15 protein-coding genes and 1 tRNA gene are annotated in these 16,327 nt (G+C 63.6%); 5 read left to right on the top strand and 11 right to left on the bottom strand.

Translation table 11 applies throughout. The features are described from left to right. Window positions 1-177 carry a hypothetical protein gene (locus J1M81_RS12470; RefSeq protein ID WP_165430221.1) on the bottom strand — a complete coding sequence of 59 codons (177 nt, stop codon included), beginning with the start codon at window positions 175-177 and terminating at the stop codon, window positions 1-3. Between the two features lie 63 nt (window positions 178-240). Next, a tRNA-Leu gene (locus tag J1M81_RS12465) sits at window positions 241-317 on the bottom strand. A gap of 120 nt (window positions 318-437) precedes the next feature. On the opposite strand from J1M81_RS12465, the gene J1M81_RS12460 reads away from it, so the two are divergent. Together J1M81_RS12460 and J1M81_RS12455 are read left to right on the top strand one after the other, a co-directional pair. Beyond that, window positions 438-1,070, top strand: a complete 633-nt coding sequence (locus tag J1M81_RS12460) for an ANTAR domain-containing response regulator (protein ID WP_032400011.1) — start codon at window positions 438-440, stop codon at window positions 1,068-1,070. Between the two features lie 174 nt (window positions 1,071-1,244). After that, the gene (locus tag J1M81_RS12455; RefSeq protein WP_032400012.1) at window positions 1,245-2,579 is read left to right on the top strand and encodes an ABC transporter substrate-binding protein; all 1,335 of its coding nucleotides are present in this window, start codon (window positions 1,245-1,247) and stop codon (window positions 2,577-2,579) included. A gap of 151 nt (window positions 2,580-2,730) precedes the next feature. Here J1M81_RS12455 and J1M81_RS12450 read toward each other — a convergent pair whose 3' ends face one another. From J1M81_RS12450 to J1M81_RS12435, 4 genes are read right to left on the bottom strand one after another with little or no spacing between them, the layout of a single operon-like run. After that, window positions 2,731-3,534 carry an ABC transporter ATP-binding protein gene (locus tag J1M81_RS12450; protein ID WP_032400013.1) on the bottom strand — a complete coding sequence of 268 codons (804 nt, stop codon included), beginning with the start codon at window positions 3,532-3,534 and terminating at the stop codon, window positions 2,731-2,733. Continuing rightward, window positions 3,534-4,628, bottom strand: coding sequence for an ABC transporter ATP-binding protein (locus J1M81_RS12445; RefSeq protein WP_032400014.1), 1,095 nt, complete (start codon window positions 4,626-4,628; stop codon window positions 3,534-3,536). Before J1M81_RS12445 ends, J1M81_RS12450 begins: the two co-directional genes overlap by 1 nt. Then, complete coding sequence (locus J1M81_RS12440) at window positions 4,621-5,610, bottom strand: branched-chain amino acid ABC transporter permease (RefSeq protein WP_027497263.1); 990 nt, start codon at window positions 5,608-5,610, stop codon at window positions 4,621-4,623. Before J1M81_RS12440 ends, J1M81_RS12445 begins: the two co-directional genes overlap by 8 nt. Window positions 5,611-5,617: 7 nt before the next feature. Further along, a complete protein-coding gene (locus J1M81_RS12435; RefSeq protein ID WP_206498128.1) occupies window positions 5,618-6,958 on the bottom strand; it encodes a branched-chain amino acid ABC transporter permease in 1,341 nt (446 codons plus the stop codon). Window positions 6,959-7,217: 259 nt separating this feature from the next. Between J1M81_RS12435 and polA the strand changes: the two genes are divergently transcribed. After that, the gene (gene polA, locus J1M81_RS12430; protein WP_032374320.1) at window positions 7,218-9,959 is read left to right on the top strand and encodes a DNA polymerase I; all 2,742 of its coding nucleotides are present in this window, start codon (window positions 7,218-7,220) and stop codon (window positions 9,957-9,959) included. 74 nt (window positions 9,960-10,033) lie between these two features. On the opposite strand, the gene trxA is transcribed toward polA, so the two are convergent. The 3 genes from trxA to J1M81_RS12415 form a co-directional block, all read right to left on the bottom strand. Next, a complete protein-coding gene (gene trxA, locus J1M81_RS12425) occupies window positions 10,034-10,405 on the bottom strand; it encodes a thioredoxin (protein WP_027497260.1) in 372 nt (123 codons plus the stop codon). An 89-nt stretch (window positions 10,406-10,494) separates the two neighbouring features. Continuing rightward, window positions 10,495-11,493 carry a helix-turn-helix domain-containing protein gene (locus J1M81_RS12420; protein WP_027497259.1) on the bottom strand — a complete coding sequence of 333 codons (999 nt, stop codon included), beginning with the start codon at window positions 11,491-11,493 and terminating at the stop codon, window positions 10,495-10,497. 210 nt (window positions 11,494-11,703) lie between these two features. Further along, complete coding sequence (locus J1M81_RS12415) at window positions 11,704-12,210, bottom strand: 2'-5' RNA ligase family protein (protein WP_027497258.1); 507 nt, start codon at window positions 12,208-12,210, stop codon at window positions 11,704-11,706. Between the two features lie 9 nt (window positions 12,211-12,219). Between J1M81_RS12415 and J1M81_RS12410 the strand changes: the two genes are divergently transcribed. Continuing rightward, window positions 12,220-13,317, top strand: coding sequence for an isocitrate/isopropylmalate dehydrogenase family protein (locus J1M81_RS12410; protein WP_094621226.1), 1,098 nt, complete (start codon window positions 12,220-12,222; stop codon window positions 13,315-13,317). Between the two features lie 12 nt (window positions 13,318-13,329). On the opposite strand, the gene J1M81_RS12405 is transcribed toward J1M81_RS12410, so the two are convergent. Next, window positions 13,330-14,157, bottom strand: a complete 828-nt coding sequence (locus J1M81_RS12405; protein WP_094621180.1) for a class I SAM-dependent methyltransferase — start codon at window positions 14,155-14,157, stop codon at window positions 13,330-13,332. A 214-nt stretch (window positions 14,158-14,371) separates the two neighbouring features. On the opposite strand from J1M81_RS12405, the gene rpsA reads away from it, so the two are divergent. Next, complete coding sequence (gene rpsA / locus J1M81_RS12400) at window positions 14,372-15,850, top strand: 30S ribosomal protein S1 (protein ID WP_027497255.1); 1,479 nt, start codon at window positions 14,372-14,374, stop codon at window positions 15,848-15,850. Window positions 15,851-15,998: 148 nt separating this feature from the next. Here rpsA and J1M81_RS12395 read toward each other — a convergent pair whose 3' ends face one another. Further along, window positions 15,999-16,208 carry a hypothetical protein gene (locus tag J1M81_RS12395; RefSeq protein ID WP_027497254.1) on the bottom strand — a complete coding sequence of 70 codons (210 nt, stop codon included), beginning with the start codon at window positions 16,206-16,208 and terminating at the stop codon, window positions 15,999-16,001. Window positions 16,209-16,327: the final 119 nt, after the last annotated feature.

Below are 16,327 nucleotides of genomic sequence, written 5' to 3'. Positions count from 1 at the left end.
TCAGGCGGTGACCAGGCGGTCGACGTAACCGGTTTCGTGGGCGGAGTCGGCGCTGCAGGTGTAGTAGACCCACTGAGCGGACTGGTCCGCGGAATCTCCGAAACGGTGGTCGACCTTCTGCGCGCACAATTTGCCCGCGCTGGTGTCATGGCAACGAAGACTGCTGGGTATGTACATCACCCCACTGTAGGCGTGATCGGGGGTGGACCCGACCGCTGTCGCGGCCGGTCGATCGTGCTGTGGTGCCCTCGGTGAGACTCGAACTCACACTGGACGGGTTTTGAATCCGTTTCCTCTGCCAATTGGGATACGAGGGCTGGCGTCTTTCAAGCAACGATTGACGAGTGTAGAAGATGCGCTTTCGGCCCCGTGCACCGGTACCCTTCAGTTGCTCGATGCCCCTGAGGGGCGACGACTGTCGAAGGAGACCGGTACAGATGAATGCTCCTGATACGCACGGTACTGGCAAGCCTGCGCTGCGGGTGGTGGTCGCGGAAGACGAATCCCTGATTCGTCTCGACCTGGTGGAGATGCTCCGCGAAGAGGGTTACGACGTGGTCGGTGAGGCCGCGGACGGTCAGCAGGCTGTGGAACTGGCTGTCGAACTTCGACCGGATCTGGTGATCATGGACGTGAAGATGCCGCGTCGTGACGGCATCGACGCGGCCTCCGAGATCGCGGAGAAGCGGATCGCGCCGGTGGTGATTCTCACAGCGTTCAGTCAGCGAGAGCTCGTGGAGAAGGCGCGCGATGCGGGTGCCATGGCCTATCTGGTCAAACCGTTCACCAAGGCCGATCTGATGCCTGCAGTCGAGTTGGCCGCGAGCCGGTTCGGCGAGATCTCTGCGCTCGAATCGGAGATCGCCGATCTTCAGGACCGACTCGAGACCCGCAAGCTGATCGAGAAGGCCAAGGGCGTCCTGATGGATACGCAATCGCTGACGGAACCGCAGGCGTTCAAGTGGATTCAGCGTGCCGCCATGGACCGACGCACGACGATGAAGGCGGTAGCCGAGGTCGTGATCGAAACACTCGGTACTCCGGCGAACAACCCTGTGGCAGAGAGCTGATCGGCCCGCGGAAAGCTACGGCCACGTAAAACTTCGACCTCTTAGGTCACAGTCAGGTCACGAGCGTCGTTCTAGGCCTTGCGAACCGGTTTCGAGCATTAGCGTCTGGTTCACACGTGAGCCACATGTAACTCAGGTGAGCTTCAACGACGAGCAATTTCAAGGAGAACCTAGATGGCAATTCGGACCTATGTCCGCACGGCTGCAGTGCTGAGCGTCACCTCGCTCGCACTGTTCGGCTGTTCGTCGAGCGACGACTCGGGCTCGACCGACTCCACCAGTGCCAGCGGCGGCACGTCGGCCGCGGAAACGACCGTCTCCACCGACTGCACTCCTGAGCAGGCCACCGCCGGATCCACTCCCGACATGTCGCCGCTGGTGGTAGGAACCCTCCTTCCCGAGACCGGCACCCTGGCCTTCCTCGGACCACCCGAGGTCGCCGGTGTCCAGCTGGCCGTCAACGATGTCAACGGTGCGGGCGGCGTCCTCGACCAGCCCGTCACGCTCATCCCCGGTGACTCGGGCGACACCACCACCGACACCGCCAACACCACGGTCGACCGTCTGCTCGCCGGCGGCTCGAACGTCATCGTCGGTGCGGCGTCGTCCTCGGTGTCGCTCAAGGTCATCGACAAGATCGCCAGCGCGGGTGTCGTGCAGTTCTCGCCTGCCAACACCTCCGACCAGTTCGTCTGCTACCCGGACAAGGGCCAGTACTTCCGTACCGCGCCCACCGATGTGCTGCAGGCACAGGCACTCTCGCAGCTGATCGCCGAGGACGGCGCGCAGCGCGTGGCCATCCTGGCTCTCAACGACCCCTACGGAACGGGCCTGGCCAAGAACACCGCCGACAACCTCGAAGAGGCCGGCATCGCGGCAGACCAGATCCAGACCACGATCTACGACCCGAACGCACAGTCGTTCAACGCCGAGGTCGACGGCGTGAAGAACTTCAACCCGGATGCCGTCGCCATCATCGGCTTCGAGGAGTCCGCGAAGATCATCACCCGTATGCACGAGATCGGCATCGGACCGTCCGACGGCACGTTGGTCTACGGCGTCGACGGCAACATGGGCAACGCACTCGGTGAGTCGGTCGCTGCAGGCCTGCTCGACAAGATGCGCGGCACCACCCCGCTGACCGACGTCGGCACCGCGTTCCAGGACCGACTCAAGGGCGTGGATCCGGCATTGGTGGACTTCAACTACGCCGGTGAGTCCTACGACGCGGTCGTCATCTCGGCGCTGGCAGCCGAGCAGGCGAAGTCGACGGCAGGCACCGACATCGCTGCCAACATCAACAGCATCACCAAGGACGGCACGAAGTGCACGACCTTCGCCGAGTGCCTCCCACTCGTCAAGGCCGGCACCGATATCGACTACGACGGAGTCACCGGCGCGCTGAACTTCAGTGACGCAGGCGAGCCCGCCACCGGTTCCTACGGCAACCTGGTCTTCGGACCGGACAACAAGCTGACGACGGACGGATACATCGTCGTCGGTGAGTGATCTGTAGCTGCTGCACAGCCTCCGGGCCCGAGTCCTGACATCAGGACTCGGGCCCGGAGTCGTTCGAAGACACCACGTTCGGTACCTATGGCGCAGGTACGAGAAAGCCCCGACTCGAACTATGTCGAGTCGGGGCTTCTTGTCGAGAGGGTCAGGCCTTCTTTTCTTTGCTTCCCGCGAGAGTGCCGAGGTAGAGTTCGATCACCTTGGGATCGTTCATCAACGCCGGCCCGGTATCGGTGTAGGCGTTGCGACCTTGATCGAGAACATAGCCGCGGTCGCAGATCTGCAGGCAGCGGCGGGCGTTCTGCTCGACCATGATGATCGAGACGCCCGCCGCGTTGATCTTCTTGCAGCGGATGAAGACCTCGTCCTGGAACATCGGCGACAAGCCTGCCGACGGTTCGTCGAGCAGCAGCACCGACGGTTCCATCATCAGGGCCCGCCCCATCGCCACCATCTGGCGCTCACCGCCGGACAGTGCACCTGCCTTGACCTTCTTGCGTTCGCCGAGCAGTGGGAACAACTCGCTGACGAAGTCGAACCGCTCACCGAACTTCTTGGGCCGCAGATAGATTCCCATCTCGAGGTTTTCCTCGATCGTGAGCGATGGGAACACGTTCTGCGTCTGGGGCACGTATCCGACGCCCTTGGTCACCAGGACGTGCGCCTCGGCGGAGGTGATGTTGTCACCGCGCAGCTTCACACTGCCCTCGCGGACCGCCACGAGGCCGAACAACGTCTTGAGCAGAGTCGACTTGCCGGCACCGTTGGGTCCGATGATGCCGACGATCTCACCGTCGTTCAGAAAGAAGTTGCACTCACTGAGGATGTTCACACCGGGGATGTACCCGGCAACCAGACCGTCGGCGCGCAGCAACGCTTCTTCGGCCAGACGCGCATGCTCGCCCGGCGTGGCCGCGAACTCGGCCGGCGTCAAAGTTTGTTCGCTCATCAGTTGTCCTCCTTAGCTCGGTGCGAGCCGCCCGCAGCAGTGTCGGTGGCTGCGGGGCTGACGAACTCCGGTTCCGAAAGATCGCCTCCTGCTTGCAGTTCCTCCACCTCGGCTTGCTTCAATGCCTCGGCCAGTTCGGCGGTGGCTCCGACGGGATTGCCGTCGGCGTCGAATTCGAGTGCTTGATCGTGATGGCTACCGAGATAGGCATCGACGACGGCACCGTTGTTGGAGAGCTCTTCCGGGGTGGACTCGGCGATGATGCTGCCCTGAGCCATTACCACCACCCAGTCGCTGATGTCGCGGATGACATCCATGTCGTGTTCGACGAACACCACTGTCATGCCGTCGTCGCGCAGCGATTTGATGTGGCCCAGAAGCGATTGCGTGAGAGCGGGATTGACTCCGGCCATCGGCTCGTCGAGCATGACGACCGACGGATCGGTCATCAACGCTCGCGCCATCTCCAGGAGTTTGCGCTGGCCACCCGACAACGAGCCGGCCAGATCGTCGGCCTTGGCGTCGAGTTTGAAGCGCCCCAGCAGTTCATAGGCGCGTTCGGTGATCTGACGCTCCTGTGCTTTCCACGTCCACGGCATGAACGTGTTGATCATGCGCTCGCCGCGTTGGCCCGTCGCCCCCAGTCGAACGTTGTCCAGCACAGTCAGTTTCGACAGTGCCTTCGTCAACTGGAAGGTGCGCACGACGCCTTTGCGTGCCACCTGATGTGGGTGCATCCGGCCGAGTTCCTGACCGTCCATCGACCACGTTCCGGTGTCGGGTCGGTCGAATCCGGTGAGCAGGTTGAACAGTGTGGTCTTACCCGCGCCGTTCGGTCCGATCAGACCGGTGATGCATCCGCGCTGGATCTCGAGGTGCGCCACGTCGACGGCCTTGAGGCCGCCGAAGGTACGCGAGACCCCGTCGACCACCAATGTCGCGTCGGGTTTGGCTGCCCCGGGCTCGTTGGCGACGCCGGCGAACAGACTGGCACGCTGATCGCTCGACAGTGCTTTGGCCGCACGTGCTTCGGGTGTGCTGGCTTTCTTGCTCGGTGTCGCATCTGCGGCGGCACCGGTGCTCGGGTCAGGCATTGAGTTGAACCTCTCGCTTGTTGCCGAGAATGCCCTGGGGTCTGAACACCATCAGCACGGCGATCAGAATTCCCAGGAGTACGAATCGGGTGGCACCGACCTGGGCACCGGTGAGGTTGAGCACCGGATCGTCGCCCGAGATCAGTTGCCGCAGAATCGCGTCGGGAATGGACAGCAGGAACCAGAACAGCATTGCGCCGATCACGGGGCCGAACACCGTTGCGGCACCACCGAGAATGAGAGCGCCGAACGCGAAGAACGTCTGCGCGGTCGAATAGAAGTCGGGGTTGATCGACTGCGTCTGCAGTGCGTTGAACACCCCGCCCATACCGCCGATCACGCCGCCGAGAACGAGTGCCTGCATCTTGTAGACGAACACGTTCTTACCCAGCGACCGGGCAGCGTCCTCGTCTTCACGAACCGCCTTGAGAACGCGACCCCACGGGCTGTGTGTCAGCAGGTATACGACCCCGCACAGCAGCAGTACCAACGTCCAGCCGACGAGCATGGCCCACAGGTCGTTACCCAGGAACCGAACGCCGATGAAGCTGTACGTCTTTCCACCCTCGAACGGGCTGAGGTTGGTGAACGGAGCTGCGAATCCGGTGATGCCGTTGGTGGATTTGGTCACCGAATCGGTTGCCGTGGAGCGGAATACCAGTCGCAGGATTTCCGATGCGGCGATCGTCACGATGGCGAGATAATCCGCTCGCAATCGCAGGGTCGGAATGCCGAGCACCAGAGCCAGCAGGCCGGCCGCAGCGAGACCGACCAGAATGCCGAGCCACAGTGGCTGCTCGTAGGTGATCGTGGTGATGCCGACGCCGTAGCCGCCGAGCAGGGCGAAGCCGATCTGGCCGAAGTTGAGCAGGCCGGCGTAGCCGAAGTGCAGGTTCAGGCCGATGGCGAGCAGTGCGTAGAAGATGGCCGACGGGCCGACCAGCTGAGCAAGAGAGATCTGAAGTGCGCCGATGATGTCCATGTGCAGATCACCCGATCCTTTGTCGCGAGCCGAGGATGCCCTGAGGACGGACGACGAGGATGAGAATCAAGACGAGCAACCCTCCGATGTATTTGAGGTCGGGATTGATGACCAACGTCGACCACTGCACGAGCAGACCCACGATGACGCAACCGAGGAATGCGCCGTAGGCCGTGCCGAGTCCGCCGAGCGTGATTCCGGCGAACATGAGCAGTAGGAGTTTGAAGCCCATCTCCCATTGCACGCGGCCGCCGAGTTCGGAGAGCCCGAACAGCACGCCGCCGAGGGCGGCCAGGCCGCCACCGAGGCACCACACGAACGTCACGACGCGCTCGACGTTGATACCCGACGAGGCAGCCAGATCACGGTTGTCGGCCACCGCACGCATGGCTTTACCGATCTTGGTGCGCTGCAACATCAGTGCGACGCCGATGAGGACGACGACGCTGATGACGATGCAGGCGAGGTTGACGTTGGTGATCGACAGCGGGCCCCAGTCGTTCTCGGTCTGAGCCTGGTAGTCGTCGAATGGCTCCGAGCGGTCGGAGAAGAAGATCAGGATGAGGTAGCGCAGCGCAATGGCGAGTCCGATCGTGACCACCAGCTGAGCGATCAGGCCGGTTCGACGTTTACGCAACGGCCGCCAGATCAGGGCGTTGTTGAGCCAGCCGATCGCGACTCCGACGATGATCGCCAGCACGGTGGCCGGGATCAGTTGTATCCCGAGGCTCACATTGAAGAACCACGCCGCGACGGCTCCGAGCGTCACGAGTTCGCCGTGTGCGAAGTTGGTCAAGCCCGTCGTTCCGAAGATCAAGCTCAGACCGACCGCCGCGAGCGCGATGACCAGACCGAAGCGGAAGCCGTCGACCGTGGTGCGCACGAACTTCTCGTAGAACGGGGTGCTGGTCGCGGTCCTGGCCTCACCGAAGGAGAAGATGACGGTGTTCGAGCGACCGGCCTGCACGTCGCGCTCGACCTCGCCCTGCACGCTCACCCCGTCGGGGAGCGTTTCCTGGACCACCTGGAATGTGTATGTGCCAGGCGACAATTCGAGAGTCCAGCGTCCGCCGGTCTCGCTGGTGGTGCGGGCCACTTCGCTGCCCGACGCGTCGAGCGCCGCAACGTCGACACCTTCGAGGCGTTCTCCACCGTTGTTGAGCGATCCCGCGACGCTGACGGCGTCTGCGGGCGATGCCTGTTCGGCACTGGTTCCCGGCGCCGCCGGGGGAGTGGGGGTAGGTTCCTGCGCCAACGCAGGCGCACTGAACAGCAGCGCCGCAATGGAACTCAGGATGGCGAGTAGGAGTGTTCGCTGGAAGACGCGAACTGCAGATCTTGCGCGCAACCTCGGTGGTTGCACCTTTCTGGTCCATCGAACATTTGGAGCCACGCACGTCCTCCGGACGGTTGTCGTTGAGTCACGGGATGGGGATTTACTGCAATTGTCGGACTCTATCCGTTGAAACGACGCAAAATCGGCAACTGAGATTTCCGGAAAGTATCGGTTGTGTTTCGCGCTGCGGGAGATCGGTGCCGCGGCGATTGCGTCGCGGTGCCCGCATCCGGCTACGTGATGTCGGACCCGCTACCTAGACTGGTCAACCGTGAGCCCAGTAACCGACAAAAGTGCAGCACCCGCAGCCCGGACCGATGCGAAGTCAGCCGAAGAGCGTCCGACGCTGCTCCTCATCGACGGTCACTCGATGGCCTTCCGTGCCTTCTTCGCGTTGCCGGCGGACAATTTCAAGACCACGAGCGGTCAGTCCACCAATGCCGTGTACGGGTTCACCTCGATGCTGATCAACCTGTTGCGGGACGAGAAGCCGACGCACATCGCCGCCGCCTTCGACGTGTCACGGCAAACGTTCCGGGCCGAGCGCTTCCCCGAATACAAGGCGAACCGCAGCAAGACGCCGGACGAGTTCGCGGGCCAGGTGGACATCACCAAGGATGTGCTCGGTGCCATGGGCATTCCCGTGATGGCCGAGGCAGGGTTCGAAGCCGACGACATCATCGCCACTCTGGTCACGCAAGCCGAGGCGCTGGGCTATCGCGTCCTCGTGGTCACCGGCGATCGTGACGCACTGCAGCTGGTCACCGACAACGTCACGGTGCTCTATCCCCGCAAGGGTGTCTCGGACCTGACGCGATTCACCCCGGACGAGGTCGCCACCAAATACGGTCTGACGCCGTCGCAGTACCCGGACTTCGCAGCTCTGCGCGGAGATCCGAGCGACAACCTTCCCGGCATTCCCGGCGTCGGGGAGAAGACGGCGACCAAGTGGATCATCGAATACGGGTCGCTCACCGCCCTCGTCGACAATGTCGACAAGGTTAAGGGCAAGGTGGGCGACGCATTGCGGGCCAACCTGTCGAGTGTGGTGCTCAACCGCGAGCTCACCGAGATGGTGCGCGACGTGCCGTTGCCCTTCACGCCCGATCAACTCGAGCTGGCCCCGTGGGATCGCGAGAAGATCCACGCCCTGTTCGACGATCTGGAGTTTCGCATCCTGCGGGATCGACTGTTCGAGACACTCGCCTCGGTCGAGCCCGAGGCAGAAGAAGGGTTCGACGTTCGGGGCGGCATCGTCGCGCCAGGGGAGTTGGCGGCGTGGCTGGACGAGCACGCGTCCGACGGTCGGCGTAGCGGGGTATCCATCCTCGGACCGCGCAGGCCGTACGACAGCGACGCGACCTCGGTGGCCATCGCGGCAGCAGACGGCGAGGGCGCCTTCGTCACCACGACGGCTCTCGACGAATCCGACGAACGCGCTCTGGCCGCGTGGTTCGCCGATGCGGATCGACCCAAAGCTCTGCACGAGGCGAAGTGGGCACTGCACGCTGTTCGTGGTCGAGGATGGACGCTCGGTGGGTTGACGACCGATACCGCGCTCGCGGCGTATCTCGTCCGGCCCGGTCAGCGGTCTTTCAACCTCGACGACTTGTCGCTGCGCTACCTCAAGCGCGAACTACGCGTCGAAGATGCCGGCGAGGGGCAGATGTCGCTTCTCGACGCCGAGGACACCGCTGACGCGGCATTCGCCGAGGGCGAAATTCTCAAGGCAAGGGCGGTCATCGATCTCGCCGACGCCCTGGACGCGGAACTCGCGGCAATCGAGTCGACCACTCTGCTCTCGGAGATGGAACTGCCGCTGCTGACAGTGCTTGCCGATATCGAAGCGACGGGCATCGCAGTGGACGGCGATCACCTGCGCTCGCTGCAATCGGGTTTTGCTGCGCAGGTCGACGAGGCCGCGAACTCCGCGTACGGCGTGATCGACAAGCAGATAAATCTCGGATCGCCCAAACAGCTGCAGGTGGTGCTGTTCGAGGAACTCGACATGCCCAAGACCAAGAAGACCAAGACCGGGTACACCACCGACGCCGATGCTCTTCAGGGGCTGTTCGAGAAGACCGAGCATCCGTTCCTGAAGTTCCTGCTCGATCACCGTGATGCCACACGGATGAAGGTGACGGTGGACGGCCTGCTCAAGTCTGTCGCCGACGACGGCCGCATTCACACCACGTTCAATCAGACCGTCGCGGCCACCGGACGACTGTCGTCGACCGAACCGAACCTGCAGAACATCCCGGTGCGGAACGAGGCGGGTCGCCACATCCGCGACGGCTTTGTGGTCGGTGCCGGCTACGACACCCTGCTCACCGCCGATTACAGCCAGATCGAGATGCGCATCATGGCGCACGTATCCGGTGACGAGGGGCTGATCGAAGCGTTCAACACCGGTGAGGACCTGCACAGCTTCGTCGGTTCGCGCGCGTTCGGCGTACCGATCGACGAGGTCACCCCGGAACTACGCCGTCGAGTCAAGGCCATGTCGTACGGCCTCGCCTACGGACTCAGCGCGTTCGGCCTCGCCGCGCAGTTGAAGATCTCCACCGACGAAGCCAAGCAGCAGATGGAGGCGTACTTCGCTCGCTTCGGCGGCGTGCGCGACTACCTGCGCAACGCGGTCGAGGAAGCCCGAAAGGTGGGCTACACCTCGACGCTGTACGGCCGTCGTCGTTACCTCCCAGATCTCAACAGCGACAATCGTCAGCGTCGCGAGGTCGCCGAGCGCGCGGCACTCAACGCTCCGATTCAGGGCACTGCCGCAGACATCATCAAGGTAGCGATGATCGACGTGCACAAGTCTCTGGCGGAGTCGACCTTGAAGTCGCGCATGCTGTTGCAGGTGCACGACGAACTGGTACTCGAGGTCGTCGACTCCGAGCGCGAGGAAGTCGAGGCGTTGGTGCGTAACAAGATGTCGTCGGCCATCGAATTGTCGGTGCCCCTCGAGGTGTCGGTCGGTACCGGTCGCAGCTGGGATGCCGCAGCTCACTGAATCGGGCCATGGCACAGCGAAGGGCCGCTCACCGGATTCGGTGAACGGCCCTTCGTTTTTGTGCTGTGAGGGAATTACTCCGCTGCGGGTGCCTGCTCGGCGATCTGCTGACGGACGACGTCCATGTCGAGTGCCTTGATCTGGCCGACGAGGTCTTCGAGCGCCGGAGCGGGCAATGCGCCGGGCTGGGCGTAGACCAGGATGCCCTCGCGGAAGGCCATGATCGTCGGGATCGACTGGATCTGCGCTGCAGCGGCCAAGCCCTGTTCGGCTTCGGTGTCGACCTTGGCGTGCACGATGTCCGGGTGCGCGTCGGAAGACTTCTCGAACGTCGGCGCGAACTGGCGGCACGGACCGCACCAGGAGGCCCAGAAGTCGACCAACACCACGTCGTTGCTGGTGACGATCTCGTCGAAATTCTGCTGAGTCAAAGTCTGAGTGGCCACGCGTACCCTTTCGATTGATTGCGCTTCTTGTTCGTCTCAACGCAGAGGTTCTCCGGAATCTTCCCGGACCCACTCCTCTCCGTGGTCCGTCACACGGGTTGCGGCGCGGCCCGGAATGTTCGGCGGTACGAGTTGGGCGTCGTGCAGCGAAGTCTGACGAAATGCTGGCGCAGGGCTGCAGCATTCCCGAAACCGACGACTTCGGCGATCGAATCCATCGGCAGGTCGGAGTTCTCGAGGAGCTGCTGCGCAGCCAGTACGCGTTGATCGTTGAGCCACCGCGCGGGCGTCGTGCCGGTCTCGGCGGCGAACTTGCGGGCGAATGTACGAGCCGACATGTTCACCCGCGCAGCCAGTCGGCCGATCGTGAGTTCCGAATCGAGGTTCTCGGTCATCCAATCGAGCAACGGTGCCAACGTTTCGGTTCGGATCGCCGGTAGTGGACTGGTGACGAACTGCGCCTGGCCGCCGTCACGGTGTGGCGGAACGACCATTCTGCGCGCGATTCCGTTGGCCACGACACTGCCTTGGTATTTGCGGACGATGTGCAGGCACAGGTCGATACCGGCCGCGGTGCCCGCACTGGTCAGTACATTCCCGTCGTCCACGTAGAGAACGTTTGGGTCGACCTGGGCCAACGGGTATTTCGCGGCCAGGGAGGCCGAGTGTCGCCAATGGGTCGTACACCGCCTGCCGTCGAGCAGGCCCGCGGCGCCGAGTACGAACGCGCCGTTGCACAGGCTGGCGACCAGCGCGCCTCGGTCCACCGCCGCACGGAGTTTGTCGAGTAGTGGCTCGATCGAGGGGCTGTACGTACTGCCGCACACGTAGCTTCCGTCGTCGGCCGATTCGGTGCCGCCGGCCGGAACGATGATCAGATCGGCGCTGTCGAGCCGGTCGAGATCGTGGGGCACATCGATCGTGTAACCCACCCGGGTGCGAATCGTGTCGGGGACCCCGGCGATCAACGAGAAGTCGTAGGTGGGCAGTCCCTCGTCGGAGCGGTCGAATCCGAACACCTCGCAGGCCACGCCGAGCTCGAACTGCTCGGTCAACGGCAGCAGTACTGCGACCACCTTCTTCAGCATGACAGCAGTATGGCAGAAAATCGACGATACATGTCATTACTGCCACTCGTGTTGGGTCGGCGCAGGTAGGACGCTGGTGGCATGACAATTGTACTGGTGGTTGTGTTGATGTTTCTCGCCCTCGATGCGTGGGTTGCTGTCGGCCGCACGCCGGATACACATGCGGAGGTGACCCAATTCGGAGACTTCCGGTTCTGACAGGCCTGGCGGTCAGCCGATGCGCCATTCGCACTTGTTGTCGCCGTCCCACCGACGCAAGGCAACGGCAGAGCCGATCAGGTCGTCCAGGTGCGGGCACAGCAGGCGCGTCGCGGCACCGGCTTCGTCGGGTGTCAACCGCCGGGCCAGCGTCACGTGCGGCGTCCAATGCCCGATGGCGACATTGTCGAACGAGCCCGGGCCTACGGCGGCATGCATCCGAGCATGCAGGTCGAGCAGTTCGACGCTCGGCACGACCAGACGGGCCAGGGTGGCGGTCCGGCCACCGAATACGACGAGGCCGCCGAGACGAACATCGAACGGGTCGAAACGCACGGCCGTACCGGAATCGACGGACGCGGGCATGGACGACGCCACCGAGACGGTGATGTGCGGTCGATTCGACTCGCCCCGATGACGGTTCTGGCTCGGCAGGCCGGCATCGGAGAGTGCCGCCCACTCGCGGCGAACCGCAGTATCGAGCCCCGAGTCGAGGAGGAGTTCGGCGGACTGCACCATGTAGTCATGATGGCGCAGACGGACGGACGAGATGCACCGACTTTACGAATTGGGGCCATGACCGGCGACGGCATCGGTCACGAGATCGTCCCTGCGACGATCCGGGTGGTGGACGCAGCTCTGGCCGCAGTGCACGGTCCCGTCGTCGACTGGCAGCACTTGCCGCTGGGGTTGGGTGCTCTCGACGAGCACGGAACGCCGATGCCCGAGCACACGTTGAACGAGCTCGGCAGGCTCGAGGCGTGGATTCTCGGGCCTCACGACAGCGCGTCGTACCCTGAGCCGTTCCGATCTCAGCTGACTCCGGGCGGACGAATTCGCAAGCATTTCGATCTGTTCGCCAACATCCGTCCGGCCAAGGCACTTCCTGGAGTGCGCGCGATGTCGCCGCAGATGGACCTGGTGGTGGTGCGGGAGAACACCGAGGGCTTCTACGCCGACCGCAACATGTTCGTCGGCAGTGGCGAGTTCATGCCCACGCCCGATGTAGCGCTCGCGGTGGGAGTGTTCACCCGTTCGGCGTGCGAACGCATCGCTCGTGAGGCCTTCTCGCTCGCAGACCGGCGGCGGAAGAAAGTGACGATCGTGCACAAGACCAACGTGCTGTCGTTGACGACGGGGTTGTTTCGCGATGCCTGCCGGTCCGTCGGCGAGGAGTTTCCGCAGGTAGACGTCACCGAAGAGCACGTGGACGCCCTCGCGGCGCATCTGGTTCGACGCGGTGAGGACTACGACGTCATCGTGGCCGAGAACATGTTCGGGGACATCCTCTCCGACCTGACCGGAGAGTTGTCCGGGTCACTCGGCACGGCACCGTCGATCAACTCTTCGCGTACCCAGGCCATGGCGCAGGCCTCCCATGGATCCGCCCCGGATATCGCAGGCAGGAATCGCGCCAACCCGACGGCACTGTTCCTGTCGGCCGCGATGCTGCTCGAGTGGCTCGCCGATCGGCACGGGGACGTACGGCTCGCCGCCGCAGCCGGCCGGATTCGGCACGCCGTAGACGACACCGTCGAATCCGGGGTCGCGACAGCGGACCTCGGCGGTCAGGCGTCGACCAGCGCCTTCACCGAGACCGTCGAAGCCAGGGTGCACCGGCGCTGATCGACTACGGACTCACCGCGGTTTTCGACTACTGAAGATCGCGGTGCCGGGAAACAGCTGGCCGCGCAGTGGGCTCCACTGACCCCACTCGCGGTCGAGCCACTCCGGCCAATCCGGTTCGACGATGTCGCGAACCTCGAGACCTGCGGCGACCAGCTCGCGCACGCGATCACCGATCGTGCGGTGATGCTCGACGTAGTTGGGGGTCCCGTCGGCGTCGTACTCGACGTACGGGGTTCGATCGAAGTACGGAATCGTCGCGGTCAGGCCGCCCACCCCGGGATCGTCGGGGAACACCCAGCGCATCGGATGGTTGACCGCGAACACCCAGATGCCGCCCGGCCGCAGTACCCGCGCCACTTCCTTCATCACGTTGGCGGAGTCCGCGACGAACGGAACCGCACCGAAGGCCGAGCACACGATGTCGAACCCCTCGTCGGCGAACGGTAGGGACTCGGCACTGGCCTGCACCAGCGGAACCGTCGACCCGCCCGCGGTCATCGCGTCGACGCCGCGCTGCAACATGCCCATCGAGATGTCGAGGCCGATGGCGCGCGCCCCCTGAGTCCCGAGCCAGCGGGCGCAGGGTGCGCTCCCGCAGCCCACCTCGAGAATGTCCTTGCCCGCGACGTCACCCAGCAGATGCGCGTCGCCCTCGTGCAGTCCCTCCGGGCACCAGACGAACTCTCCGGATTCGGTCGACGCGCCCAGAAACGCGCCGTGCGTACGGTGATAGTTGTCGGCATCCGAATCCCACCAGGTTCGACTCGCGCGGTCGCTCGCGACCGAATCGATTCGGCCGCGGCCGGGGGTGGACAGCGGTGCGGAAGGATTGGTCACACGCCGACTCTAACCGGGTTTGTGCTGGTACTGCGGCATCGCGTACCCTGTTCAACGCGAGTGTGTTCATGCTGCGCCCAGGTCGGGTTTGCCCGGCGTCGACGCGTGCGGAGCCGGCAACGGATCCGCGGAAGATGCTCGTGCTGCACACGTTTCACAAGTCCGACCGAACATCCATCAACCGATACCCAACCCGTCCGGAGCAACTCAACACATGCCCTCAACCACAACCTCACCGCAGGTAGCCGTCAACGATATCGGCTCCGCAGAGGATTTTCTCGCCGCCATCGACGCCACGATCAAGTACTTCAACGATGGTGACATCGTCGAGGGCACCATCGTCAAGGTCGATCGTGACGAGGTTCTACTCGACATCGGTTACAAGACCGAAGGCGTCATCCCTTCCCGCGAGCTCTCCATCAAGCACGATGTCGACCCCAACGAGGTCGTCTCCGTGGGAGATGAGATCGAAGCACTCGTCCTCACCAAGGAGGACAAGGAAGGCCGTCTGATCCTGTCCAAGAAGCGAGCTCAGTACGAGCGCGCTTGGGGCACGATCGAGGAGCTCAAGGAGAAGGACGAGGCCGTCAAGGGCACCGTCATCGAGGTCGTCAAGGGTGGACTCATCCTCGACATCGGTCTCCGTGGCTTCCTCCCCGCCTCGCTCGTCGAGATGCGTCGCGTCCGCGACCTCCAGCCGTACGTCGGCAAGGAGATCGAGGCCAAGATCATCGAGCTCGACAAGAACCGCAACAACGTGGTCCTGTCGCGTCGCGCATGGCTCGAGCAGACCCAGTCCGAGGTCCGCAGCGAGTTCCTGCACCAGCTGCAGAAGGGCCAGGTCCGCAAGGGCGTCGTGTCCTCCATCGTCAACTTCGGTGCCTTCGTGGACCTGGGTGGCGTCGACGGCCTGGTGCACGTCTCCGAGCTGTCCTGGAAGCACATCGATCACCCGTCCGAGGTTGTCGAGGTCGGCACCGAGGTCACCGTCGAGGTTCTCGACGTCGACCTGGACCGCGAGCGTGTGTCGCTGTCGCTCAAGGCAACGCAGGAAGATCCGTGGCGCCAGTTCGCTCGCACCCACGCGATCGGCCAGATCGTGCCCGGCAAGGTCACCAAGCTCGTTCCGTTCGGTGCGTTCGTTCGCGTCGAAGAGGGCATCGAGGGCCTCGTGCACATCTCCGAGCTGGCCGAGCGCCACGTGGAGGTTCCGGACCAGGTCGTGGGTGTCGGCGACGACGCACTCGTCAAGGTCATCGACATCGATCTCGAGCGTCGCCGGATTTCGTTGAGCCTCAAGCAGGCCAACGAGGACTACGCAGAAGAGTTCGATCCGTCCAAGTACGGCATGGCCGACTCGTACGACGAGGGTGGCAACTACATCTTCCCCGAGGGCTTCGACTCCGAGACCAACGAATGGCTCGAAGGTTACGAGAAGCAGCGTGAAGAGTGGGAAGGTCGCTACGCCGAGGCCGAGCGTCGCCACAAGATGCACACCGCTCAGATGGAGAAGACGGCCAAGGACGAAGCTGCCGAAGCCGCCAACACCAACTACTCCTCCGAGTCGGGTCAGGCTCCCGCCGATGCAGAAGGCGATGCTCCCGCAGCGTCGGCTCCCGCCTCGACCGGTGGATCGCTGGCCAGCGATGCGCAGCTCGCTGCACTTCGCGAGAAGCTGTCGGGCAACGCCTGATAGAAGTAGTCCACCCGTGAGGGTGTGACCTCGGCCCCGGTTCTCCCTGTGAGAACCGGGGCTTTCTCGTTCGAATACGCAGGTGCAACGGGAACGACAATGGACCCGGTTCTGGTGAACCGGGTCCAAGGTTGAGGGGGAGTGCGAACTACGCGGCGGTGGCTGGACTCCACTGGCCGACGCTCGCCGTGCGCTTACGCATCGTGGCGAAGCTGTGGCGGGCAGGGGTCAGGAGGTTGGTGAACCAGTTACGCCGGTGGTCGGCCAGCGCCGAGGCAACTTCTGGAATGAGAATGCAATGAACGCCTGCATCCATGCCGAGGCGGTGCCGACCCGGTTGGATCTGATTGCTTTGCATGGGTGTCCTTTTCGCTGGCGGTGGGTCGGCACATCGAGGTCGCGCTCGTCGAAGATAACCGACAGGCTTGCAAAACCGGTGCATTTGGGGCTGGTGGGCTTCGGCGTGTTCGAGTGTCA

Source organism: Rhodococcus sp. KRD175, from assembly GCF_017168275.1.
In the GTDB taxonomy this organism is placed as follows: Bacteria; Actinomycetota; Actinomycetes; order Mycobacteriales; family Mycobacteriaceae; genus Rhodococcoides; species Rhodococcoides fascians.
Note: the sequence above shows the minus strand (reverse complement) of the source record. Positions and strands in the feature narration are given on the sequence as shown.